The organism is Streptomyces sp. NPDC059582, from assembly GCF_042735715.1.
Taxonomy (GTDB): domain Bacteria; phylum Actinomycetota; class Actinomycetes; order Streptomycetales; family Streptomycetaceae; genus Streptomyces.
On record NZ_JBHWCC010000003.1, the window covers coordinates 37,711 to 59,757 of the forward strand.

Below are 22,047 nucleotides of genomic sequence, written 5' to 3' on the forward strand. Positions count from 1 at the left end.
GTCCCCGTCCCCGAAGCGGGTTGGAGGCGATGTCGTCGTGCGGAATCCGGCGCCACTCACCCGGCATCTGCGCGTTCACCGGGATCGGGGCCATACGGTCCTGGAGTTCCGCGGCGAGATCGACATCGCCGCCGCCGCGGAGATCGTCCCGCACCTCGACCACGCCACGTCCGGCCCCGAGCCGCGGATCGTGATCGACCTGCGGCGGGTCGAGTTCTTCGACTGCTCGGGCCTGCGCCTGCTCTACCGGGCCCGGCGCCGGGTCCTGGACCGCGACGGGCAGCTGCACCTGGTGTGCGCCCATCCGCTGACCCTGCGCGTCCTGCGGCTGACCGGACTGTCCCGGCTGCTGCCCCCGCGGCCCACGCTGGACGCGGCCCTGGGACAGCCCGAGGCCACGTCCGGCTCGTTATGACCTTCCCGCCCCTCCCGCCCCCCGACTTCCCCGCCGTTCCCGCCTTCCCCGCTACCTCAAGATCCTGGTGACCTGACCGGCCCCCACCGTCCGACCGCCCTCCCGGATGGCGAACTTCAGCCCCTCCTCCATGGCGATCGGCTGGATCAGCTCGACGTGCATCGTCGTGTTGTCGCCCGGCATGACCATCTCGGTGCCCGGCGGGAGGGTCACCACTCCTGTCACGTCGGTCGTGCGGAAGTAGAACTGCGGGCGGTAGTTCTGGAAGAACGGCGTGTGCCGTCCGCCCTCGTCCTTGGACAGGATGTACGCGCGCGCCTCGAACTCGGTGTGCGGGGTGACCGACCCCGGCCGGATCACGACCTGGCCGCGCTCGACCTCGTCCCGCTTCACCCCCCGCAGCAGCAGCCCGACGTTCTCCCCGGCCCGGCCCTCGTCCAGGAGCTTGCGGAACATCTCGACGCCGGTGACCGTCGTCCTCGTCTTCTGCTGGTGGATGCCGATGATCTCGACCTCGCTGTGCACCCGCAGCACGCCGCGCTCGATCCGGCCGGTGACGACCGTGCCGCGCCCGGTGATGGTGAAGACGTCCTCGATCGGCATCAGGAACGGCCGGTCGACGTCCCGTACCGGCTCGGGCACGAACTCGTCCACGGCGTCGAGGAGTTCGAGTACCGAAGCGGCCCACTGCGGGTCGCCCTCCAGGGCTCGGAGCGCCGACACCCGGACCACGGGGACGTCGTCGCCCGGGAACTCGTACTCGGTGAGCAGCTCGCGCACCTCCAGCTCGACGAGCTCCAGGATCTCCTCGTCGTCGACCATGTCCGTCTTGTTCAGGGCGACGACGACGTACGGCACCCCCACCTGCCGCGCCAGCAGCACATGCTCCTTGGTCTGCGGCATCGGCCCGTCCGTGGCGGCGACGACCAGGATCGCGCCGTCCATCTGTGCGGCACCGGTGATCATGTTCTTGATGTAGTCCGCGTGCCCCGGGCAGTCGACGTGCGCGTAGTGCCGACGGCCGGTCTGGTACTCGACATGCGCGATCGAGATCGTGATGCCGCGCTGGCGTTCCTCGGGCGCCTTGTCGATCTGGTCGAACGGCGTGTACGGGTTCAGGTCCGGGAACTTGTCGTGGAGCACCTTCGTGATCGCCGCCGTGAGTGTGGTCTTGCCGTGGTCGATGTGACCGATGGTGCCGATGTTCACGTGCGGTTTGGTCCGCTCGAACTTCGCCTTCGCCACCGCGTCCCCTCCCTCGGATCCGTCCCTTCCTGTCTATTCGGTTCGCGGCGCGTCGAACAGGGCGCTGACGGACTCACCGTTGTGAATACGGCGTACGGCCTCGGCGAGCGCCGGGGCGATGGAGAGGACCCGCAGCTTGTCGGTGTGCTCCTCGACGGGCACCGGCACGGTGTTCGTGCACACGATCTCCAGCACGTCGGGCTGCTCGCTGAGCCGTTTCAGCGCCCCGGCCGCGAACAGCCCGTGGGTGCAGGCGACCCGGATGGATCGTGGTCCCGCCTCCCGCAGCCGGTCCAGGAGTTCCAGCACCGTACTGCCCTTGGCGATCTCGTCGTCGAGGACGATGACGTCCCGCCCGGCGACCTCGCCGATCACCGCGCTGATGCTGACCCGGTCGTCCGCGAAACGCTGCTTGGCCCCCGCGGCCACCTGGGCGCCGAGCAGCCGCGCGAACGCGGCGGCCTCCTTGGCGTTGCCGAGGTCCGGGGAGACGACGGTGGTGCGCGTGTGGTCGTACCGCCGGAAGTGCGCCGCCAGTTCACGGCGGGCGTGCAGATGATCGACCGGGACCGAGAAGAAGCCGTGCACCTGCGGCGCGTGCAGGGTCATGGCGAGGACCCGGCCGGCGCCCGCGGCCACGAGCAGATCCGCGACGAGACGACCGCCGAGCGAGATCCGCGGCGCGTCCTTCTTGTCGGAGCGGGCGTAGGAGTAGTGGGGCATGACGACGGTGATCCGGCCGGCCGAGGCACCGCGGGCCGCGTCGCACATCAGCAGCAGCTCGACGAGGTGCTCCTGTACCGGCCGGACCAGCGGCTGGATCAGGAAGACGTCCCGTTCCCGGCAATTGGCCTGGAGCTGCACCTCCAGACAGTCGTTCGCGAACCGGCTGACCCTGGTGGGTCTGAGGGGTACGCCGAGCTGCGCGCAGACCTCCGCGGCCAGCTCGGGGTGGGCACTCCCGCTGAAGACGGCGATGTCTCGCACGATCCGCTCCTCGTCCGACCTGTCGGGCCCGCTCTCCCATGCTCCATCAGCGGTGACCTCGCCGCGAGCCGGACCACGGACGGGCCGCTGGACGGTCGAAATTGATCAATCAACCAGGCGGTCTGGCGCGGGCATTGAGGGGAATGCGCCTAGCAGAAAGGAGGACCGTCGACATGAAGACTTCCATCAGGCGCATTCCCAGGCGCATGCCCGGCTGGGCGAAGGTACTGACCGCGCTCGGGCTGGTGCTCGTGGTGCTGTTCGCCGGGATCCGGCTGGCCGTGCTGCCGGGGCTGAAGGACCTGTTCGGTACCGAGACCCAGGACCGCTCGGGTCCCGCACTGCTCAAGTCCATCCAGGACATGAGCCGTTACGACGCCGCCTCCGGCAACTTCCAGGTCGTCGTGGACCTGGAGAAGGACGCCAAGTACCTGCCCGACGCGCTCCACGGCACCCGCACCCTGTACGTCGGGGCGGGCACCGTGGAGGCGTACGTCGACCTCGGCAAGATGGGCGAGAACGACGTGACGGTCGACAAGGACCGTACGTCCGCCACGCTCCGGCTGCCCCACGCGCAACTCGGCAAGCCGGCCCTGGACCCCGACCGCTCCTACGCCGTCTCCAAGCAGCGCGGTCTCCTCGACCGGCTCGGCGACCTCTTCTCGGACAACCCGAACGGCGAACAGGCCGTGCAGAAGCTCGCGGTCCGGCACATCGGCGACGCGGCCAAGGACAGCGGGCTGACCACACGGGCCGAGACCAACACCACGGACATGCTCGAAGGGCTGCTGGGTTCCCTCGGCTTCAAGGAGGTGCACGTCTCCTACGGGACCTGAACGGCCGCCGATCACAGCGGGGGCCGAGCGGGCGCGGCATCGGCGGCCTGATCGCGGGTAAGCGCCCTACAACCGCCGGGACATTGAAGACTGGAGCACCGAATGGCCCGTACAGCCTCGAGATCCCGTACCGCCGCCTTCCTCTCCCGCACCGTGAGGCTCAGGCCGGCCCCCGCCGGACCGCAGCCTGCCGCCGCGCGCCGCGGTCCGTTCCGCCTCCGTGGCGGCGGTGCGAAGGACGGGTCCAAGGGCCCGGCGAAGACCGGGGCCAAGGCCAGGAGGACCGGGACCAAGACCAAGGCCAAGGCCAAGGGCAGCACCAGGCCCGCTTCGCAACCGGCTCGCGCCGAGCGCCGTCCGCTCCCCCTGCCGCTGCGGGTGCTGGCGATGCTGTGCGCCTTCGTGTTCATGGTGGCCTTCGCCGTGGTGCTGGCCAAGCTCACCCTCGAGCCCTCGCCCGCGTCGGTGGCGCTGACGCACACGAACCTGCATCCGGGCCGTTCCCTCAAGGCCTACCTGGACCAGCCCGCGCTGCGCGACGCCGTCAAACAGGTCGGCGGGAACGTGCTGCTCGGCGTCCCGTTCGGCGTCCTGGTGCCGGTCCTGGCCCCCCGGGCCCGAGGGCTGCTGCGGGTACTCCTGCTGACCGCGACCGTGATGCTGCTGGTGGAGTTCGCGCAGGGCGCGCTGATCACCGGGCGTGCCTTCGACATCGACGATGTCATCCTCAACACCGGCGGGGCGCTGGTGGGGTACCTGCTGTTGGGCAGGCGGCTGGGCCGGGCGGTGCACGCCCGCAAGCGGCGGCAGGAGTAGCCGCTCCCGGCGGCTCCGGATCGTCGTCGGCCGGCGGCTTGGGACAGCCGTCGGCCGGCGGCTCACCTCTCGACTACTGGTCCGTACCAAAGTATTGACGCTCCCTTAACTTACTTCTTAAATCAAGAGGCGACGCATCCACCCCCCACCTCAGTCGGCACGCCCGCCCCCCGGGTACGCCGTACGGAAGGGAGAGCCGTGGCCTCCCCACGCCTGCTCCGCAGCTGTCTCCTCGCCGCCCTGTCCGCCGTGCTCGCCGCGTCCGCCGCGATCGGTCCCGCGCAGGCGGACGCCCCGTCCGCCGCGAAGGCGGCGGCGGCCGTGACGTTCTCCGACTCCTTCGACGGGCCCGCCGGTGCGGCCGTCGACTCCTCGAAGTGGCAGATCGAGACCGGGGACAACGTCAACAACCACGAACGGCAGTACTACACCTCGGGCAACAAGAACGCGGCGCTGGACGGCCAGGGCCACCTGGTGATCACCGCCCGTCGCGAGAATCCGTCCAACTACCAGTGCTGGTACGGCACTTGCCAGTACACCTCGGCCCGGCTGAACACCTCCGGGAAGTTCACCGCGCAGTACGGTCACGTTGAGGCCCGGATGAAGATCCCGCGCGGGCAGGGCATGTGGCCGGCGTTCTGGATGCTGGGCACCCCGGTGAACTGGCCGGACTCGGGCGAGATCGACATCATGGAGAACGTCGGCTTCGAGCCGTCGACCGTCCACGGCACCATCCACGGTCCCGGCTACTCGGGCTCCGGCGGCATAGGCGCGGGCTACTCCCTGCCGAACGGGCAGGCCTTCGCCGACGCCTTCCACACCTTCGCCGTCGACTGGGCACCCGACTCGATCACCTGGACCGTGGACGGCAATGTCTACCAGCGGCGCACCCCCGCCGACCTGGGCGGCCGGACCTGGGTGTTCAACAAGCCGTTCTTCCTGATCCTCAACCTGGCGGTCGGCGGCTACTGGCCCGGCGACCCGGACGGCTCCACGGCGTTCCCGCAGCAGCTCGTCGTGGACTCGGTCTCGGTGACGACGGGCGACACGGCGACCGGCTCGGCGATCAGGGGGCTGGCCGGCAAGTGCGTGGACGTGGCCGCGGCGAACTCCGCCAACGGCACCCCCGTACAGCTCTACGACTGCAACGGCACCGCGGCCCAGCAGTGGACTGTCGGCTCCGACGGCACACTGCGGGCGCTCGGGAAGTGCCTGGACGTCACCGGCAACGGCACGGCGGACGGCACGGCGGTGCAGTTGTGGGACTGCACGGGCGGACCGAACCAGAAGTGGGCGGTCTCCGCGGCACACGACATCGTGAACCCACAGGCGAACAAGTGTCTGGACGTCACCGGCAACAACTCGGCCAACGGCACCCGGCTCCAGCTCTGGACCTGCACCGGCGGCGCCAACCAGAAGTGGACGGTCGGCTGACCCTGAGCCGCGCTAGTGGCGGCCCCAGTGGGGAGTCCAGGTGAACTTGTCCCCGCCGACCCAGCGGACCACCTCCGGATCGTCCAGGTCGTGGACGACGATGCCGAACGCGGCCGCAGCCGTGAGGACGTCGGTGATGGCCTTCGCCTCACCGACCACCTGGCCGTCGATCTCCACGATGCGGAACGGCGGCGTGCCCGGCTGGACCCCGAGCACCATGATCCGCGGATTGGACATATGTGGACATGAGACTTCGGTCATGTCTTAGAGCGTAGAACGCAACCGGCGGCCGCGAGTGGCGCGCGTCACCCACTGGGCCCATCGGGGCCGCCGGCTCCACCGCCCCGGACGGGCGGACACCCGGGGAACACCGGGTGTCCGCCCGTCGTGCGTCCCGGCTCCGGCTGGGCAACCCTGGATACAGGAGGTGGCGATGGATCCCGTGGCGGCACTGGACCGGATCGCCTTCCTGCTGGAGCGGTCCCAGGCGCCGACGTACCGCGTCCGCGCCTTCCGCACCGCCGCGCACGTGCTGGGGCGGCTGCCGGAGGCGGAGCTGCGCGAGCGGGCGGCGGCCGGGACGCTGGAGCGGCTCAAAGGCGTGGGGCCGAAGACCGCCCAGGTGGCGCGCGAGGCCCTGGACGGGCAGGTGCCCGGCTATCTGCGCACGGTGGAGGCCGAGGCCTCGGGCCCGCTCGCCGAGGGCGGTGAGCGGCTGCGGGCGCTGCTGCGCGGGGACTGCCATCTGCACTCGGACTGGTCGGACGGCGGCAGCCCGATCGAGGAGATGGGCCGGACGGCGGCCGCGCTCGGGCACGAGTGGGCGGTGCTGACCGACCACTCCCCCCGGCTGACGGTGGCGCGCGGGCTGTCGGCCGAGCGGCTGCGCGAGCAGTTGGCGGTGGTGGCCGAGCTCAACGAGACCTGGGCGCCGTTCCGGCTGCTGACGGGCATCGAGTGCGACATCCTCGACGACGGCACCCTCGACCAGGAGCCGGAGCTGCTGGAGCGGCTCGACGTGGTCGTCGTGTCCGTCCACTCCAAGCTGCGCATGGACGCCCGTTCGATGACCCGGCGCATGGTGGCCGCCGTCCGCGACCCGCACGCCGACATCCTCGGGCACTGCACGGGCCGGCTGCTCACCGGGCGGGGCCGGCCTGAGTCGGAGTTCGACGCGGACGAGGTCTTCGCCGCGTGTGCCGAGTCCGGCACGGCCGTGGAGATCAACAGCCGGCCGGAGCGACTCGACCCGCCCCGCCGCCTGCTGCGCCGCGCCGTGGCGGCGGGCGTGCTGTTCTCGATCGACACCGACGCCCACGCGCCCGGACAGCTGGACTGGCAGGTCCTCGGCTGCGCTCGGGCGGAGGAGTGCGGGGTGCCCGCCGGGCGCGTGGTCACCACCTGGTCCCTGGACGAGCTGCCGGCCTGGACGCGGCAGGGGCGTACGCCGTCCCGGGCGGCGCCCGTCCGACCCGGCTCCCGGGCGGGGTGACGCGGATCACCGCGCACGGCGGCCGGGCGGGGAACACCGCAGGGGGGCCGCCCGTTGAACAGGGCGTGGGTGTGGATGGGACAGTGTCCCCGGGCCTCACCTTTCGCCCACAGGGACGATCGTTCGGCTGAAGCCCTGTGGAGCCTTTCGCCGAGAGGCGACCGCCATCCGCGCCCACCGTTTGGCCGCCCCGACCGTGATTCCCCCGTCCGGTCGGGGCTTTCCTCTGTCGCCACCCCGTTTCCGCTTGACTTCGAGAGCACTCGAATTCGTAGCGTTCCGGCATGAGCACTGCACAGCACAAGATCGGTTCGGGCTTCGGCGCCGAGAGCACCGCCGACGACGTCCTCCAGGGCATCGACCTGAGCGGAAAGCTGGCCATCGTCACCGGCGGCTACTCGGGTCTCGGCCTGGAGACCACCCGCGCCCTGACGAAGGCGGGCGCCCAGGTGGTCGTCCCGGCCCGCCGTCCGGACACGGCCGGGCAGGCGCTGGCCGGGATCGACGGCGTCGAGCTGGACGAACTGGACCTCGGCGACCTGGAGAGCGTGCGCGGCTTCGCCGAGCGGTTCCTCGCCTCCGGCCGGACCGTGGACTTCGTCATCGACAGCGCCGGGATCATGGCCTGCCCGGAGACCCGGGTCGGGCCCGGCTGGGAGGCCCAGTTCGCGACCAACCACCTGGGGCACTTCGCGCTGGTGAACCGGCTGTGGCCGGCGATCGCCCCCGGCGGCGCCCGCGTCGTCTCCGTCTCCTCGCGCGGCCACCACTTCTCCGGCATCCGCTGGGACGACGTCCAGTGGCGCCAGGGCTACGACAAGTGGGAGGCGTACGGCCAGGCCAAGACGGCGAACGCGCTGTTCGCCGTGCACCTGGACAAGCTCGGCCGGGACGTCGGGGTACGGGCCTTCTCGCTCCACCCGGGCGGCATCATCACACCGCTCCAGCGCCACCTCCCCCGGCAGGAGATGGTGGAGCGCGGCTGGATCGACGAGGACGGCAACGTACTCAACCCCGAGGGCTTCAAGACCCCCGAGCAAGGCGCGGCCACCCAGGTGTGGGCCGCGACCTCGCCCCAGCTGAACGGCCTGGGCGGTCTGTATCTGGAGGACTGCGACGTCGCCGAGCCCGCCCCGGCGGACGGCGAGCGGATCGGGGTGAAGGAGTGGGCGACCGATCCCGAACTGGCCGCCCGCCTGTGGGAGTTCTCGGCCGAGCTCACCGGCGTGAACGCGTTCGCCGGCTAGGTACGGCCTTCTGGAGCTCGTCGGGTTGCCGCGGCCCGTACAGGGCGGCGGGCACCGTCGTCTCCAGGGCCCAGCAGCGGTCGCCGTACGACCAGTGCCACCACTCGGTGGGGTAGTTGACGAGGCCGGCCGCTCCCGGTGCCGTGCCAAGGACGGCTCGGTGGGCGCGGGCCCCGTCGGTGATGTGGCCGGCGCCGGTGCCGCAGGCGCCCGCGCTCTGCTCGGGGCCGGCGTCCATCTCCGTGCCCGGTCGAGTTCGCGGCCGTCGGCGTCGGCAAGCGTCCGGTCGGCGGCCGCGCCCGCGGTGTGCGGGGCGATCTCGGGCGCCGAGACATGAACTCCCACAGGTCCGCGTCGGGTTGCTCGGCGTGGGTGGCGAGGAGACCGTGGCCCGCGGTCGCGTGCAGCCTGAGCGCGCCGTTCGGCACCAGCTGCGCGGTACGGCGGCCGGGGGCCGGCGCGGCTGTTGAAATCGAACCCGCCCCACACGTCGTCCGACCGCCCGTGCCCGCGCCGGCCGAAGCCGACAGAGCGGGGCGTTCGGTGTGCCCTCCAGGTCTCCGGGCGGCGCGTGGCGCGTCGATCGCCCCGGACGTCATGCGGCCGCCCCCGTCGTGTGCGGGGCCGCGAGGGCCGGGTACTCGGTGATTCCCGCCCGCGCACAGGGAGGAGACCGAGGTGAGCAGCGAACCGGGCCGGAGAGTCGTCGTCACCGGCGCCACCGGCGATATCGGTACGAGCGTGGTACGTCTGCTGTCCGAGGATCCGCAGGTGGACTCGGTGCTGGGGCTGGCCCGCCGGATCCCGCGATGGTCGCCGCCGGGGGCGGACTGGGCCGCCGTGGACCTGGCGGTCGAGCGGCCCCGCCCGGTGAAGGAGTTCGAGGGGGCGGCCGCCGTGGTCCATCTGGCCTGGGCGTTCCGGCCGGCCCGCGATCCGGCGGTGACCTGGCGTACGAACGTGCTCGGCGGCATCCGGGTGTTCGAGGCGGTGGCCGCGGCCGGGGTGCCGGTGCTGGTGCACGCGTCGTCCGTGGGTGCGTACTCCCCGGGGCCGAAGGGACACGCGGTGGACGAGTCGTGGCCGACGCACGGCTGGCCGGACGCCGCGTACTGCCGGGAGAAGGCCTATCTGGAGCGGGTGCTGGACACCTTCGAGCGGGACCACCCCGAGGTACGGGTGGTCCGGATGCGGCCCGCGTTCCTCTTCCGCCGGGAGCCGGCGAGCACGCAGCGCCGCGTCCTCGGCGGCCGGTTCTTCCCCGGCCCCTCGGCCCGGCCCGATCTGCTGCCGTTCCTGCCCGCCGTGCCGGGGCTGCGGGTGCAGACCCTGCACCCGGACGACGCGGCCGAGGCGTACCGGCTGGCGGTGTCCCGCGAGGTCCGGGGGGCGTTCAACCTGGCGGCCGAACCGCCGGTCGACGCGGAACTCCTGGGCGAGATGTTCGGCGCCCGCCCGGTACGGCTGCCCCGCGGCGCGGCCCGCTCGGCGCTCGCCGCCGCCTGGGGGCTGCGGCTGCTGCCCGCCTCGCCCCATCTCTTCGACGCGGTCCTGCGCCTGCCCCTGCTGGACTGCACACGGGCCCACACCGAACTGGGCTGGCACCCGCGGCACACGTCGACCGAGATTCTGGAGGACTTCCTGCTCGGCCTGCGGCGCGACGAGGACGGCGGTCGGGGCGGGGACGAGGTCTGGCAGACGGAGCCGTTGCGGGGGCGCGCGGTGGGCTGACGGTGGAGTCACCGGGCTGCTGGGACGGACCGTCGACCAGCGGCTTCGACCCGGGACCCGGGACCCGGGACCCGGGGCCCTCCTCGCGGGCTTGAGTCGTAGGTCCGGGTCGCGAACTCTTCCGCGGGTCCGGATCCGGGTCCTGGATGCGGGTCGCGGGTCCGGCTCCGGGATACGGGCCGTAGGTCCGGTCCCGGATACGGGCCGTAGGTCCGGTCCCGGATACGGGCCGCAGGTCCGGGGCTTCGACTCGGGGCCCTCCTCGCCGATCCGGGGCCAGGTCCGAGTCGCGAACCTCCTCGCCGATCCGGGTCGCCGGTCCGACTTGCGCGTCCGGCTCGCGGGTCCGAGGGCGCGTCAGTGGGGAGCGCGTTCCTCCAGGGCCGTGCGCCAGGCCGGGGGCGGTCCCTCGGGTGTGGGCTCCGGGCGTCGGCCGCCGCGGGCGAAGAAGTCGGCGAGCGGCAGGATCGCGGCGCCGACGGTGACCGCGTCCGGGCCGAGCCGGCCCAGCTCCACGGTGACCTTCTCGGCGGGGTGGCGCAGGGCGTACGCGCCGGCGTGACGGCGTACGGCGGGCAGGAAGCGGGCGCCGAGCTGGAGACCGGCCCAGCCGCCGATGAGGATGCGCTCGGGCTGGAAGAGGTTGATCAGGTCGGACAGACCGGCGCCCAGGTACTCGGCGGTCTCCTCCAGGACGGCGAGGGCGACGGGATCGGCCGCGGCACCGCCCTCGGGCGGATAGGCGGCGGCCAGCATCGCGGTCAGCGCGGTCTCCTCGTCCACGTCCTGCGGGGGCTGTCCGCCCGCGTCGCTCCAGCGCTGGAGCAGCGACTCGGCACCCGCGTACGCCTCCAGGCAGCCGAGTGCCCCGCAGCGGCAGCGCCGCCCCCTGACCCGGACGGTGAGGTGGCCCCACTCCACGGCCCGGCCGTGTTCCACGTCGGCGGTGACGAGGCAGGCGCCGACGCCGGAGCCGAAGAGGACGACCACGGCGTTGTGGGCGCCGCGCCCGCCGCCGAACCACATCTCGGCCTGGCCGAGGGTCTTGGCCCCGTTGTCGATGAAGTACGGCACGGTGTCCGGGAGGAAGGTGCCGGCCCGCAGCAGCGCCTCCAGCGGGACCGCGTCCCAGCCGATGGTCTGCCCGTGCACGACGGCCCCGCGGTCCGGGGTGTGCTCGATGATGCCGGGGACGCCGATACCCACGCCGAGGAGCCGCTCGGGTGCGATGTCGGCGGCGGCGAGCACCTCGGCGATGCCGTCGCGGATGTGCCCGACGATCACCTCGACCTCGTATCGCTGATGCGCCAACGGGCGCTCCGCGCGGGCGAGTTCGGTGAGCGTCAGGTCGAACAGCTCGATACGTACCCGGGTCTCGCCGACGTCGACGCCGATCATGTGGCCGCTGTTGGGGGCGACGCGCAGCAGGGTGCGCGGGCGGCCGCCGTCGGAGTCGACGCTGCCGGCCTCCTCCAGCAGGCCGTCCGCGACCAGGTCGGCGACGACGTTGCTGACCGAGCCGGAGCTCAGTCCGGTGGCCGGGCCGAGCTCGAAGCGGCTGAGGGGCCCGTCGAAGTACAGCCGTTGCAGCACGACCGTGCGGTTGGCCCGCCTGAGGTCGCGCACCGTGCGCCCGTTCCGCCCCGCCATGTGGCTCCTTCCGAACCCTGCCCGGACCGTGTCCGGCACCCTGCCCGACCTGCAACATACCTCCGTGGGCGCACCGGGCGCACTTCTCCTGACCCTTAATTCACGTGACGAGCTAAGCAACGGACCTGGTGATCGCCTCAAGCTGGGGTCGGTTCCGCGTCACGTCAGGGTCAGGCCAGGGGCGGTTCCCGGTCACGTCCGGGTCAGATCCGTGATCTCCGCCAGGGCCCGGACGAGCTCGGGGGCGACCTCCTCCCGGACCCAGCGCTCGTGGCCCCCTTCGGCCGCCCGCGGGACCGTCTCGGTGATCATGATCAGGTAGAGGTAGGCACGGTAGAGGGCGAGGCGGAGGCGGGCCGGGGTGTCGAAGTCGGCCCGGCCGCCGGCTTCCCGGTAGCCCGCGAGGAACGGCTCGTCGTCCTCGATGTCCCCGAGCAGTGCCAGGGAGACGAAGTCGGCCAGGGGGTCGCCCCAGAACATGCGCTCCCCGTCCACGAGTCCGCCGATGCGCGGCACCCCGGCCGAGCGGTCCACGAGGATGTTGCCCCGCCACAGGTCGAAGTGGACGAGGCTCGGCACGGTGACCTCGGCCAGCGCCTCTCCCGCCGCCCGCGCGGTACGGGCCACCTCGTCGGCGGGGCGGGGCAGCCAGGACCGGTAGCGGCGGGCGTCGTCGAGGACCGCGTCGAACATCGCCGTGAACGCGCTCCGCCAGTCGGGGGCGAGCGGACCGAGGGCGCCGGACGGGTAACCGAAGCCGGGCCCGGTCACCCGGTGCAGGCGGGCCACCTGCCGCCCCAACTCCGCTCGCAGTGACCCCTGTTCGACGGGCGTCAGCGAGTCGTCCCAGGGGTCGCCCGGACAAGACGTCATCAGCAGATGACGTACGGCCGCGTCGCCACCGACCGCCAGCACGCGGGGCGCCGGCACCCGGGCCCGTGCGGCGGCACGGCAGAACTCCCCTTCAGAGAGCAGGAGTTCGCGTTCGTAGCGCAGGCCGGGGACGGTCGGCGCGACCTTCAGTACCAGGCGGTCGCCATCGGTGAGGCGGAGCTCCTCGACGGTGTTGTAGGTGCCGCCGCCGAGGGGGCGGAGGTGGGCGAGGCGGTCGGGCGGGACACCCGCCGACTCCAGTACGCGCCGGGCCCGTTCCCAGGAGTCCGCCACCGTGCGCCCGCCTCTCCCCCCGCGGTCAGCCTGCCGCGTACACGTCCTCGACGTACCGTCCGGCGGCGACCAGCCCGTCCAGCCACTGTACGGCGGCGGCCTCGCCGGCGCGCGGTCCCGGTACGGGGTACGGCGGGGGCGCGACCACGGCCCGGGCCGCCCGGGAGACCGGGCTCACCCCGGACGGCCTGACCTATCACCTGCGGCGCCTGTCGTCGCGCCGGGAGGCGGCGAACCGTACGGAACTGGTGGCCCGCGCCTATGCGCTGGGGGTGCTCGCGACCGGGGTGTGGCCGCCGGAGCCCGCCGCCGGGGAGTAGGCGGTGCCCGCTCCCTCGGGTGCGCCGAAGCGGGCGAGGGTGTGCCACACCTTCTTCAGGTCCTGGAGTTCGTGGCGGCCGGTGCGGGCGGCGTCGCCGATGACGCGCGGGTCGAGGCGGCGCCGCCCGGCGATACGGGCGCCCAGATCGGCGTACCGCTGTCCGCGGTAGTCGGCGTGGCGGTGCAGTTCGGGCACGGTGAGCCGGTAGCCGGGGTGCCACTCCAGCGGGCAGGGCAGCAGGCGGGCGGCGGCCTCGACGGGGGTGCCGCGGTAGCTCGCGTCCAGGACCAGTGCCTCGGTGTCCCGGGCGAGGTCGACGCCTCCGTGCACCTGCGCCTCGATGTAGTCGTCGAGGGCGTCCCGCCGGTCGGCCGCGGCGAGGGCGATCAGGGACATGCCGGCGGCGACCCCGAAGTCGGTCGGTTCGGCCGCGCTGTCGGGGTAGCAGAACGTGGTGCGGGCGAGCGTCGCCGCGGTCAGCCGGAAGTGCGCGGAGCCGAACCGCGGGGCGGCGCCGACCGTCTGGTCGCGGAAGTTCAGCGCGCCGTACACGGGCCGGTCGTGCGCGTCGGCATCGTCGTACGCGCCACCGAAGATACGACTCTCCCAGCGCCAGCGGTCGCCACCGGGATGCGCGGTCAGGCCGCCGTTGCCGGTGCCGGTGACGAACTGCGAGACGTAGGCTCCGTCCTCGGCCAGGGCCCGCAGGATGGGCCGACCACGGACGACGCGGTCCGGGTGGAAGTTCAGCGTGACGCGCGGGTGCGGTCCTACGGCCGGTCCGGCGGATCGGGCCGCGACATGGCGCAGCGCCGCTCGCGCCCGCGGTGACGCGAGGCCCTCGAATTCCACTGGCGTCCCTCCTTCGAAGCTGTTTACCCTAGGCTAAAACCTAGTACCCCTAGGTTCATGCGTCGGGACACCGTCGACGTCCCGCCACACCAGGAGGTCCCTCCATGAGATCACTCACCGAGCCGGAGATCCGCGACTCCTTCGTCAACTGTTCGAAAGGCGAGGCGAAGCGGCTGGCCGTGCCCCGGGATCTCGACCAACACCCGTGGGCCGACCTGGACTTCCTGGGCTGGCGAGATCCCGGCGCACCCGACCGCAGCTATCTGGTCACCGAACGGGAGGGTCGGCTGGTCGGGGTGACCCTGCGGTTTCCGTCCTCGCAGCGCGACATCCTGCATCGCAGCATGTGCTCGCTCTGCCTGACGACCCACCGGGGCGGCGGCGTCTCGCTGATGACGGCCCGCAAGGCGGGCGCGGCGGGCCGCGAGGGGAACTCGGTGGGCCTGTACATGTGCACCGACCTCGCGTGCTCCCTCTACGTACGCGGAAAGAAGTCCCTGGACTCCGGCTCCCGTTTCGAGGAGAGCCTGACGGAGGTGGAGCAGATCAGCCGCACGACGGGCAACCTGTCCGCGTTCCTCGACAAGCTGTACGTCTGAGCCCGGTCCGCGGCACACCGATATCCCCGATATCCCGGATGCCCTGGATGCCCTGGACGCCATGGATGCCGACCATGTCCGTGCCGCGTCCGGTCGCCTTCCGGCTGGTGAGGACAATCTGGGCACACCTGCGGACACCTTCGGTCCTCAAGAGGGACGTTCGAGCAGTCCAGGGACGGGGAACAGGCCAAGAGATGCAAGATGCTCGTGAGTGGACACAGCCCCTCGGACGGTGGGTCAAACGCCACCGGAACCCCGTGGTCGTCCAGGCGCTGCGATCGGCGGCCGCCGCGACGATCGCCTACGTCATCGCGCTCCGTCTCAGTCCGGAGGCCGCGCCGCTGACCGCCCCGCTGACCGCGCTGCTGGTCGTCCAGGTCACCCTGTACTCCACGCTCACCACCGGCATCCGCCGGGTGAACTCCGTGGTGGCGGGTGTCCTGGTAGCCATCGCGTTCAGCCTGCTGGTGGGACTGACCTGGTGGAGTCTGGCGCTACTCATCGTGGCCTCGCTGGCCGTCGGGCATCTGGTGCGGGTCGACGAGTTCGTGCCCGAGGTGGCGATCAGCGCGATGCTGGTGCTCGGCGTCACCAGCGTCGGTGACACCGCGTGGGCGCGGATCGTGGAGACACTGATCGGCGCCGTCGTCGGCCTCGGCTGCAACCTGCTGCTCGCACCACCCGTGTGGGTGGACCGGGCGGGCGACTCGATCGAAGGGCTGGCGCGCCGGGTGCGGCAGCTGATGCTGCGCATCGGCGAGGAGGCCGCCGGCCGCACGCCCGTGGAACAGGCGGCCGCGCGGCTGCACGAGGCCCGCCGGCTCGACCACGACATCGTCGAGGTGGACGCGGCCCTGCGGCAGGCCGAGGACAGTCTGCGGCTCAATCCGCGCGTGCGGGAAGGGCTGCTGTACCGGGTGGTGCTGCGGACGGGCCTGGACACGCTGGAGATCTGCACGGTCGTGCTGCGGGTGATCGCCCGTACCCTCACCGACCTCGCCAAGCAGCGCGAGCCCGAGCCGCTGTTCCCGCCCGAGACGGGTGCCGTCGTGGAGCGGCTGCTGTCGGAGATCTCCGACGCGGTGGTCAGTTTCGCGGTGCTGGTCACCACCCATGTCAGCGTCAGCGCCGAGTCGGCGGAGGCCCGGCTCACCGCCGAGCTGCGGCAGGCCGCCGCCACCCGCGACAAGCTGGGTCAGCTCCTGCTGGAGGAGGTCCAGCGTGACGTTCGGCACTGGCAGCTGTTCGGTGCGGTGCTGACCGAAGCCGACCGCATCATCGACGAGCTCGACACCGAGCACCGCTCGCGCCGGCTGCTGGAGGAGCTGGACCGCTGCGCGCGGGAGCAGCGAGAGCGCATGCCGCGCATCACTCGGCTGCGGGAGCTGTCGGGCGGCCGGGTGCCGTCCCGGCTGCGGCGGAGCCGCGCTACCGGCCGCCGCTCCCCGTGAAGACGACGATCCCTGTGCAGACGACGCTCTCCGTGCAGACGACGCTCTCCGAAAGCGACGCCTCACCATGAAAGCGACGCTGTGCGTGAGGGCGACACAAGGGCGTGAGTTGCGTCCTGCGCAACACCTGTTGTCTTTTTTGCGCTTCCCCGGTGCCCCACGTCAAGGTGGGTGTGACGAACAGGGCAACCGACGACCTGAGGTGCGCATATGAGCGGTGAGGCAGAAGCGTCGCGCGGTGGCTGGAGCAGGCGTCGCTTCGTCGGCACGCTCGGCGGAGCGGCCGCGGCGACGGCTCTGGGTGCCTGCGGGACGACGTCGGAGGCCACGAAGGCACCGGGAACGGTCGGGGCCGAGGCGCCGCAGCCGCAACCGGACAGCGCGCGGCAGCCGCAACCGGACAGCGCGCGGGAGACGTCACGCAAGCGCGCGGACTCCGGCCCACGCCCCCTCTACATCGGCACCTACACGTCCGCCGAGGGCGGCGGCAAGGGCATCGGCCTCGCCACCTACGACACCGGAACGGGCCGTATCACCGGCACCGGCACCCTCACCGGCGTCCCCGACCCGTCGTACCTCGCGGTGCATCCGGACGGCCGGACGCTGTACGCGGTCGACGAGCGCGAGCAGGGTGCCGTGACCGCGGTACGGCTGTCCGACCGCCGGATCCTGGGCAGCCGTGCCACGGGCGGCGCGCAGCCCTGCCAGCTGTCGGTCCATCCGGGCGGCCGCTGGCTGCTCAGCGCCGACTACGGCTCGGGCAGCGTGGCCGTGCACCGGATCGACGCCTCCGGGGCGCTGGGCGAGCGCACCGACCGGGTGGTCCACTCCTCCCCCGCGCCCGGACCGGGCCAACAGGGCCCGCACGCCCACCAGGTCGTCACCAGCCCCGACGGCGGTCACGTTCTCGCCGTCGACCTCGGCACGGACACGGTCTACACCTACCGCCTGGACGACCGGGCCGGCACGCTCACGGAGGTCGCGCAGGCGCACACCCGGCCGGGCGCCGGTCCGCGGCAGCTGACCTTCCACCCGGGCGGGCGGTACGCCTACCTCGCCAACGAGGTCGACGACACGATGGCGGTCTGCGCGTACGACCCGGCCACCGGACGCCTGAGCATCGGCGCGCCGCAGTCCACCGGCGGCGGCAAGGGCACGAACTACCCGGCGCAGTTCCTGGTGACGGCGAACGGCTCGTACGCGTTCCTCGCCAACCGGGGCCACAACAACCTGGCGCGGTACGCGGTGGAGGCGGACGGCGCGCGGCTGAGGCCGCTCGGCACGGTGCCCGTGGCCGGCGACTTCCCGCGGCAGATCGCGTTCTCGCCGGACGGCGGGCTGCTGTTCGCGGCGAACCAGCGGTCGAGCACGGTCAGCGTCTTCGACGTGGACGCGAAGAACGGTGAACTGCGCCTCGCGGGCGAGCCGTTCGCCTCACCCGTCGCGGTCTGTGCGCTGCCGCTGTAGCGCGCGGGGGCAGGACGCGGTGCTCGCCTGGGTGAGCAGGACGTGCATGCGCTCGGTGAGCTGCGCGACATCGTCGGCGGGCGCGTGAAAGGGCAACCGCACCTCGCCTTGGGCGCGGGCCTGCTCGATGCGCAGGGTCAGCCCGTGCCGGTCGACCGCGAGCGGCAGCACGCGGACGGCGCCGTGCAGGCTTTCGGGCCGCACGAGCCGGGTGAGCCGCTCGACCGCGTCGGGGTGGGCGTCGGCGAGATGGTTCAGCAGATGGGCCTCGGCCGTGGCGAGCGGGTCGGGCTCGGCGGCGGCGAACTCGTCGAGGCCGACGACCACGGCACCGGACGGCCGGCGCAGCACCACCCGCGTGGCCTGGAAGACGAGGTGACCGTCCACCGGCAGGAACCACCCGGCCAGCCAGAGCCGGCCGCGGATCCGGTCGCGCACGGCGACGGGCGCCACGTCGGCGAACTCCAGAACGGCGGACGGCTCCCCGCGGGGCGCGCAGATCGCGGCCGTGAGCAGGGCGCTGTCGTCGGGCACGTGCAGGAGCACCCGGCCGTCGTCGTCCACGGCATGCGCGCCGACGTACTCCTCGCGTCCGCCTTCCGCGGTCACCGCGCACGACCACGCGGCGGCGAGCACCGAACGCGCCCGCTCCGCGGCGGACGGCGCGGCCGTCCAGGTCTGGCTGTCACCCATCCCGAATCCTCCTTAGGTAAGCCTTGCCTAACCTATCGAAGATCGGGGCGCACGCCAACCACGCACCACCTCAGGACGCCTGTGCGATTACGAGATGAGCCCCATCAGCGCCCGCGCGCACAGGTCCCGCACCTGCTCCCGGGACATCTCCTCGCCGCGCAGCCACTCCAGACAGACCGCCGTGGTGAACGCGAGCCAGCCGCGCACGGCCAGCCGCACATCGGGCCGCCCCTCGAAGGCCGGGCCGAACTCGGGGTCGGCGGCCAGCGCCGCCAGGATCTGCCGCTCCTGCGCGGCCAGCGCCCGCCGGTAGACCCGGCGTACGGCCTGGTCGCCCGCCGCGTCCGCGCGATGGAAGGCGCGATAGCCGTGCGCGTGGGAACGGACGTACTCCAGATACGCGTCGAGCCCCACGGTGAGCTGCTCGCGCACCGGGACCCCGGGCACGGCGGCCGTCATGCGCAGCATCCGCTCGCTCTCGCGCTCCACGACCGCCGCGAAGAAGTCCCGCTTGGTCGGGAAGTAGTGGTACAGCAGGCCCCGGGAGACACCCGCTATCTCGGCGACCTGCTCGATCCACACGTCGTCGTACGGACTCTCCGAGAAGAGCCGCGCCCCGACCGACAGGAGCTGCTCGCGACGCTCCCCGGTACTGAGCCGGCGGCGCGTGCGGTCCCCCTGGTTCGCGGCCATGGCCGCACTTTACTTGACGTCGGTTCAACTGCCGGACCAGACTGGACCCGTTATTGAACCCACGTACAACACGCTCAACGTGCCGCTGGATCAAGGGAGATCGCGTCATGGCGGAGATGGCGGAGACGGCGACGCCCGCGACAGGGACTGCGGCGGAGACGGAGACGGCGGGCAACGGGCTGCCGAGAGGGTTCCGCAGTGCCGAGCAGGGCTGGCCCGAACTGCACCGCGTTCCGCATCCGCCGCACCGGCTGCCCGTGCTCGGCGACATCCTCGGCGCGAGCCGCCGCACCCCCGTCCAGGACTCGCTGCGGTTCGCCCGGCAGCTGGGGCCGATCTTCCGGCGGAAGGTGTTCGGACGGGAGTTCGTCTTCGTGTGCGGGGCCGCACTCGCGGCCGACATGGCGGACGAGGCCCGTTTCGCCAAGCATGTCGGGCTCGGGATCGCCAATCTGCGGCCGGTCGTCGGGGACGCCCTGTTCACGGCGTACAACCACGAGCCCAACTGGCAGCTGGCGCACGACGTCCTGGCCCCGGGTTTCAGCCGGGAGGCGATGGCGGCCTACCACCCGATGATGCTGGACGTGGCCGGGCGGCTCACCGACCACTGGGACGGGGCGCTCGCGGCGGGCCGGTCCGTGGACGTGCCCGGCGACATGACCCGGCTGACCCTGGAGACGATCGCGCGCACCGGCTTCGGACACGACTTCGGATCCTTCGAGCGGAACCGCCCGCACCCCTTCGTCTCCGCCATGGTGGGCACGCTCAGCCACGCCCAGCGGCTCAACACCGTGCCCGCGCCGCTGATCCCGCTGCTGCTGAGGCGAGCGGGGCGGCGCAACACCGCCGACATCGCCTACCTCAACCGCACGGTCGACGACCTCGTACGGGCCCGGCGCGCGGCGGGCGAGGAGGGCGACGGCGGCGCGGATCTGCTCGACCGGATGCTGCGCACCGCCCACCCGGAGACCGGGGAACGGCTGTCCGCGCAGAACGTGCGCCGCCAGGTCATCACGTTCCTGGTCGCGGGCCACGAGACGACCTCGGGCGCGCTCTCCTTCGCCCTGCACTACCTCTCCCGGCACCCCGAAGTCGCGGCCCGCGCCCGCGCCGAGGTGGACCGGGTGTGGGGCGACACGGCGGTGCCCGGGTACGAGCAGGTGGCCAGACTGCGGTACGTGCGCCGGGTGCTGGACGAGGCGCTGCGGCTGTGGCCGACGGCGCCCGCCTTCGCCCGGGAGGCGCGGCAGGACACGGTGCTGGGCGGGGAGCATCCGATGCGGCGGGGGGCCTGGGCGCTGGTACTAACGGCGATGCTGCACCGTGATCCCGAGGTGTGGGGTGAGGACGCCGAACGGTTCGACCCGGACCGCTTCGACGCCCAGGCCGTACGGGCCCGTGCCGCGCACACCTTCAAGCCGTTCGGGACCGGAGCGCGGGCCTGTATCGGACGTCAGTTCGCACTGCACGAGGCCACACTCGTGCTCGGGCTGCTGCTGCGCCGCTACGAGCTGCGGCCCGACCCGGGCTACCGGCTCCGGGTGGCCGAGCGCCTGACGCTGATCCCGGAGGGGCTGCGGCTGCACCTGGAGCGGCGCACCGCCGGCCCGGCGGAGGTCGGCCCGGCGGCGCGGGAGGAGGCTCCGTCAGAGCCGCGCTGTCCAGTGCGCGGGGCGGGTGAGTGACTCCGGCAGCCGGGTGCCGGCGCTGCCGCGGGCCGCGTTGAGCTGCGGTTGCGTCAGGAAGAACGCGCCGGTCAGATCGGCGTCCGAGAGGTCGGTGTCGCGCAGGTCGGCGCCGATCAGGTCGGTACCCCGCAGGTCGGCGCCGGTGAGGTCGGCGGCGATCAGACAGGCGCCGCGCAGACTCGCGCCGCGCAGGTCTGCGCCCTTGAGCCGGGCGCCCATCAGGTCCGCGCCCCGCCGGTCCTTCCCGCGACCGCGGGTGCCCGCCCGGACGAGTTCGCTGGTCCTGAGCAGGAGGACGTTGACCTTCTGCCGGTGAGCGCCGACGTCCAGCGCGGCCAGCTCACCAGGGGTCCGCAGGGTCAGCCGCTCCGTCTCGGCCAGGATCCGGCGCACGTCCGCGTGGACGGGGCGGGCCGCGGGCAGGGTGAGCGCCTCGGTGAGGTACCAGAGCAGCTCGTGCAGGTGCCGGACGACCGGGAAGACGTCGGCCATGAGGCGGGCCCGCTCCGGGGCCCCGCCGTGCCGGTCGGTTCCGCCGAAAGTGATCTGCGAGACCTTCTGCCCGGCGCCGAAGCAGTCGTAGACCGTGCAGCCGTTGAAGCCCTTCTCACGCAGCCGCGCGTGGATGCCGCAGCGGTGGTCGCCCCGAAGGTTCGGGCAGGGCGTCCCGGCGTCCTTGTCGATGGCGAAGTCGGCCGAGGCGGCGAAGGGCAGGGCCACACAGCACAGCCCGAAACACCGCCCGCAGTCACCGCGCAGGTCGCCCCGGTCGATCGTCCCGACGGATATCTCGACCGGTATCCCGGCGGAACTCTCGACCGGTATCTCATGTGGCATGACGCCCACCCTACTGATCGGGCGCCGCGCCTCCCCGCCTCGGTCGGACAGCAGAACTCACCGTCGAGTTCGCTGCTTCGTGGGGGTCTCCTCATCCAACGGAAAACTGTCCCGGGTATCAAGAGGACAGGAGCCGGCCGAGGCAGGAGCCAGCGGATCGAGGAGAGACGTCATGTGCAGTCACCAGCCCCCGTGTCCCCACGCGGAAAGCCCGCACCACCACGCCGCCGTGATCGTGTCGGCCCACCCGGAGCAGGGCTGGAGCCTGCTGTGCAACGGCACCATCCGTTTCGACGACACCGGTGAGCTGCTGCCCGACGGACGGGTCGTGGGGCCGTGCCGCACCCTCGGCCCGCTCGCCGTCGCCGCCTGAACCGCAGGTCAGCCCACCAGGACGGCCAGACCGAGGCGGGCGAGGGGCTCGA

General features: G+C 72.5%; 22 protein-coding genes and 2 pseudogenes. 13 read left to right on the forward strand and 11 right to left on the reverse strand.

Annotated elements, in window-relative coordinates:
- The first annotated feature begins 37 nt into the window (after positions 1 to 37).
- A complete protein-coding gene (locus tag ACFV0T_RS03765; protein WP_385774065.1) occupies positions 38 to 415 on the forward strand; it encodes an anti-sigma factor antagonist in 378 nt (125 codons plus the stop codon).
- 51 nt (positions 416 to 466) lie between these two features.
- Here ACFV0T_RS03765 and tuf read toward each other — a convergent pair whose 3' ends face one another.
- Together tuf and ACFV0T_RS03775 are read right to left on the reverse strand one after the other, a co-directional pair.
- Positions 467 to 1,660, reverse strand: coding sequence for an elongation factor Tu (gene tuf, locus ACFV0T_RS03770; protein WP_385774067.1), 1,194 nt, complete (start codon positions 1,658 to 1,660; stop codon positions 467 to 469).
- A gap of 33 nt (positions 1,661 to 1,693) precedes the next feature.
- Positions 1,694 to 2,647, reverse strand: a complete 954-nt coding sequence (locus ACFV0T_RS03775; protein WP_385774069.1) for a ribose-phosphate diphosphokinase — start codon at positions 2,645 to 2,647, stop codon at positions 1,694 to 1,696.
- A 173-nt stretch (positions 2,648 to 2,820) separates the two neighbouring features.
- Between ACFV0T_RS03775 and ACFV0T_RS03780 the strand changes: the two genes are divergently transcribed.
- From ACFV0T_RS03780 to ACFV0T_RS03790, 3 genes are all read left to right on the forward strand, one after another.
- On the forward strand, positions 2,821 to 3,483 hold the full coding sequence (locus ACFV0T_RS03780) for a DUF4230 domain-containing protein (RefSeq protein ID WP_385774071.1): 663 nt from the start codon (positions 2,821 to 2,823) through the stop codon (positions 3,481 to 3,483).
- 102 nt (positions 3,484 to 3,585) lie between these two features.
- Positions 3,586 to 4,299, forward strand: a complete 714-nt coding sequence (locus ACFV0T_RS03785; protein ID WP_385774073.1) for a VanZ family protein — start codon at positions 3,586 to 3,588, stop codon at positions 4,297 to 4,299.
- Positions 4,300 to 4,497: 198 nt separating this feature from the next.
- Positions 4,498 to 5,733, forward strand: coding sequence for a ricin-type beta-trefoil lectin domain protein (locus ACFV0T_RS03790; RefSeq protein ID WP_385774075.1), 1,236 nt, complete (start codon positions 4,498 to 4,500; stop codon positions 5,731 to 5,733).
- Between the two features lie 12 nt (positions 5,734 to 5,745).
- On the opposite strand, the gene ACFV0T_RS03795 is transcribed toward ACFV0T_RS03790, so the two are convergent.
- Positions 5,746 to 5,994 (reverse strand): hypothetical protein, encoded by a 249-nt coding sequence (locus tag ACFV0T_RS03795; protein ID WP_385774077.1) that lies wholly within the window; start codon positions 5,992 to 5,994, stop codon positions 5,746 to 5,748.
- Positions 5,995 to 6,166: 172 nt separating this feature from the next.
- Here ACFV0T_RS03795 and ACFV0T_RS03800 point away from each other — a divergent pair, with 172 nt between their 5' ends.
- Positions 6,167 to 7,225, forward strand: coding sequence for a PHP domain-containing protein (locus ACFV0T_RS03800; protein WP_385774079.1), 1,059 nt, complete (start codon positions 6,167 to 6,169; stop codon positions 7,223 to 7,225).
- Positions 7,226 to 7,509: 284 nt separating this feature from the next.
- Positions 7,510 to 8,472: an SDR family NAD(P)-dependent oxidoreductase gene (locus tag ACFV0T_RS03805; RefSeq protein ID WP_385774081.1), complete on the forward strand. Its 963-nt coding sequence runs from the start codon at positions 7,510 to 7,512 to the stop codon at positions 8,470 to 8,472.
- Here the strand turns inward: ACFV0T_RS03805 and ACFV0T_RS03810 are convergent.
- Positions 8,444 to 8,808: pseudogene (locus tag ACFV0T_RS03810) on the reverse strand (M15 family metallopeptidase); the annotation flags it as partial. The gene ACFV0T_RS03805 and the pseudogene ACFV0T_RS03810 sit on opposite strands and share 29 nt — an antisense overlap.
- Positions 8,809 to 9,150: 342 nt before the next feature.
- Here ACFV0T_RS03810 and ACFV0T_RS03815 point away from each other — a divergent pair.
- On the forward strand, positions 9,151 to 10,203 hold the full coding sequence (locus tag ACFV0T_RS03815; RefSeq protein ID WP_385774083.1) for an NAD-dependent epimerase/dehydratase family protein: 1,053 nt from the start codon (positions 9,151 to 9,153) through the stop codon (positions 10,201 to 10,203).
- Between the two features lie 357 nt (positions 10,204 to 10,560).
- Here ACFV0T_RS03815 and ACFV0T_RS03820 read toward each other — a convergent pair whose 3' ends face one another.
- The 3 genes from ACFV0T_RS03820 to ACFV0T_RS03830 form a co-directional block, all read right to left on the reverse strand.
- On the reverse strand, positions 10,561 to 11,853 hold the full coding sequence (locus tag ACFV0T_RS03820; RefSeq protein ID WP_385774085.1) for an ROK family protein: 1,293 nt from the start codon (positions 11,851 to 11,853) through the stop codon (positions 10,561 to 10,563).
- A gap of 192 nt (positions 11,854 to 12,045) precedes the next feature.
- Entirely contained in the window at positions 12,046 to 13,020 is a 975-nt protein-coding gene (locus tag ACFV0T_RS03825; RefSeq protein ID WP_385774087.1) for a phosphotransferase family protein, read from the reverse strand.
- A gap of 25 nt (positions 13,021 to 13,045) precedes the next feature.
- Positions 13,046 to 13,198, reverse strand: a complete 153-nt coding sequence (locus ACFV0T_RS03830; protein ID WP_385774552.1) for a hypothetical protein — start codon at positions 13,196 to 13,198, stop codon at positions 13,046 to 13,048.
- Between ACFV0T_RS03830 and ACFV0T_RS03835 the strand changes: the two are divergent.
- Positions 13,155 to 13,340: pseudogene (locus tag ACFV0T_RS03835) on the forward strand (diguanylate cyclase); the annotation flags it as partial. The gene ACFV0T_RS03830 and the pseudogene ACFV0T_RS03835 overlap by 44 nt on opposite strands.
- On the opposite strand, the gene ACFV0T_RS03840 reads toward ACFV0T_RS03835, so the two are convergent.
- On the reverse strand, positions 13,280 to 14,194 hold the full coding sequence (locus ACFV0T_RS03840; RefSeq protein ID WP_385774089.1) for a DUF3626 domain-containing protein: 915 nt from the start codon (positions 14,192 to 14,194) through the stop codon (positions 13,280 to 13,282). The pseudogene ACFV0T_RS03835 and the gene ACFV0T_RS03840 overlap by 61 nt on opposite strands.
- 104 nt (positions 14,195 to 14,298) lie before the next feature.
- On the opposite strand from ACFV0T_RS03840, the gene ACFV0T_RS03845 reads away from it, so the two are divergent.
- From ACFV0T_RS03845 to ACFV0T_RS03855, 3 genes are all read left to right on the forward strand, one after another.
- Positions 14,299 to 14,793: an FBP domain-containing protein gene (locus tag ACFV0T_RS03845; protein WP_385774091.1), complete on the forward strand. Its 495-nt coding sequence runs from the start codon at positions 14,299 to 14,301 to the stop codon at positions 14,791 to 14,793.
- Between the two features lie 194 nt (positions 14,794 to 14,987).
- Positions 14,988 to 16,244, forward strand: a complete 1,257-nt coding sequence (locus ACFV0T_RS03850) for an aromatic acid exporter family protein (protein ID WP_385774093.1) — start codon at positions 14,988 to 14,990, stop codon at positions 16,242 to 16,244.
- Positions 16,245 to 16,454: 210 nt separating this feature from the next.
- Entirely contained in the window at positions 16,455 to 17,711 is a 1,257-nt protein-coding gene (locus tag ACFV0T_RS03855) for a lactonase family protein (protein WP_385774095.1), read from the forward strand.
- Here the strand turns inward: ACFV0T_RS03855 and ACFV0T_RS03860 are convergent.
- Complete coding sequence (locus ACFV0T_RS03860) at positions 17,679 to 18,404, reverse strand: DUF2470 domain-containing protein (protein WP_385774097.1); 726 nt, start codon at positions 18,402 to 18,404, stop codon at positions 17,679 to 17,681. The two genes, ACFV0T_RS03855 and ACFV0T_RS03860, sit on opposite strands and share 33 nt — an antisense overlap.
- An 87-nt stretch (positions 18,405 to 18,491) precedes the next feature.
- Complete coding sequence (locus ACFV0T_RS03865) at positions 18,492 to 19,097, reverse strand: TetR/AcrR family transcriptional regulator (protein WP_385774099.1); 606 nt, start codon at positions 19,095 to 19,097, stop codon at positions 18,492 to 18,494.
- 116 nt (positions 19,098 to 19,213) lie between these two features.
- Here ACFV0T_RS03865 and ACFV0T_RS03870 point away from each other — a divergent pair, with 116 nt between their 5' ends.
- Positions 19,214 to 20,782 (forward strand): cytochrome P450, encoded by a 1,569-nt coding sequence (locus ACFV0T_RS03870; RefSeq protein WP_385774523.1) that lies wholly within the window; start codon positions 19,214 to 19,216, stop codon positions 20,780 to 20,782.
- On the opposite strand, the gene ACFV0T_RS03875 is transcribed toward ACFV0T_RS03870, so the two are convergent.
- Positions 20,744 to 21,622: a pentapeptide repeat-containing protein gene (locus tag ACFV0T_RS03875; RefSeq protein WP_385774101.1), complete on the reverse strand. Its 879-nt coding sequence runs from the start codon at positions 21,620 to 21,622 to the stop codon at positions 20,744 to 20,746. The two genes, ACFV0T_RS03870 and ACFV0T_RS03875, sit on opposite strands and share 39 nt — an antisense overlap.
- Positions 21,623 to 21,794: 172 nt before the next feature.
- On the opposite strand from ACFV0T_RS03875, the gene ACFV0T_RS03880 reads away from it, so the two are divergent.
- Positions 21,795 to 21,995 (forward strand): DUF5999 family protein, encoded by a 201-nt coding sequence (locus ACFV0T_RS03880; RefSeq protein WP_385774103.1) that lies wholly within the window; start codon positions 21,795 to 21,797, stop codon positions 21,993 to 21,995.
- Positions 21,996 to 22,047 lie beyond the last annotated feature (52 nt).

Coding starts and splice junctions, on each gene's coding strand:
- ACFV0T_RS03850 (WP_385774093.1), top strand. CDS start 14,988: ATGCAAGATGCTCGTGAGTGGACACAGCCCCTCGGACGGTGGGTCAAA.
- ACFV0T_RS03870 (WP_385774523.1), top strand. CDS start 19,214: ATGGCGGAGACGGCGACGCCCGCGACAGGGACTGCGGCGGAGACGGAG.
- ACFV0T_RS03865 (WP_385774099.1), bottom strand. CDS start 19,097: ATGGCCGCGAACCAGGGGGACCGCACGCGCCGCCGGCTCAGTACCGGG.
- ACFV0T_RS03855 (WP_385774095.1), top strand. CDS start 16,455: ATGAGCGGTGAGGCAGAAGCGTCGCGCGGTGGCTGGAGCAGGCGTCGC.
- ACFV0T_RS03785 (WP_385774073.1), top strand. CDS start 3,586: ATGGCCCGTACAGCCTCGAGATCCCGTACCGCCGCCTTCCTCTCCCGC.
- ACFV0T_RS03845 (WP_385774091.1), top strand. CDS start 14,299: ATGAGATCACTCACCGAGCCGGAGATCCGCGACTCCTTCGTCAACTGT.
- ACFV0T_RS03875 (WP_385774101.1), bottom strand. CDS start 21,622: ATGCCACATGAGATACCGGTCGAGAGTTCCGCCGGGATACCGGTCGAG.
- ACFV0T_RS03820 (WP_385774085.1), bottom strand. CDS start 11,853: ATGGCGGGGCGGAACGGGCGCACGGTGCGCGACCTCAGGCGGGCCAAC.
- ACFV0T_RS03795 (WP_385774077.1), bottom strand. CDS start 5,994: ATGACCGAAGTCTCATGTCCACATATGTCCAATCCGCGGATCATGGTG.
- ACFV0T_RS03780 (WP_385774071.1), top strand. CDS start 2,821: ATGAAGACTTCCATCAGGCGCATTCCCAGGCGCATGCCCGGCTGGGCG.
- ACFV0T_RS03880 (WP_385774103.1), top strand. CDS start 21,795: ATGTGCAGTCACCAGCCCCCGTGTCCCCACGCGGAAAGCCCGCACCAC.
- ACFV0T_RS03800 (WP_385774079.1), top strand. CDS start 6,167: ATGGATCCCGTGGCGGCACTGGACCGGATCGCCTTCCTGCTGGAGCGG.
- ACFV0T_RS03805 (WP_385774081.1), top strand. CDS start 7,510: ATGAGCACTGCACAGCACAAGATCGGTTCGGGCTTCGGCGCCGAGAGC.
- ACFV0T_RS03860 (WP_385774097.1), bottom strand. CDS start 18,404: ATGGGTGACAGCCAGACCTGGACGGCCGCGCCGTCCGCCGCGGAGCGG.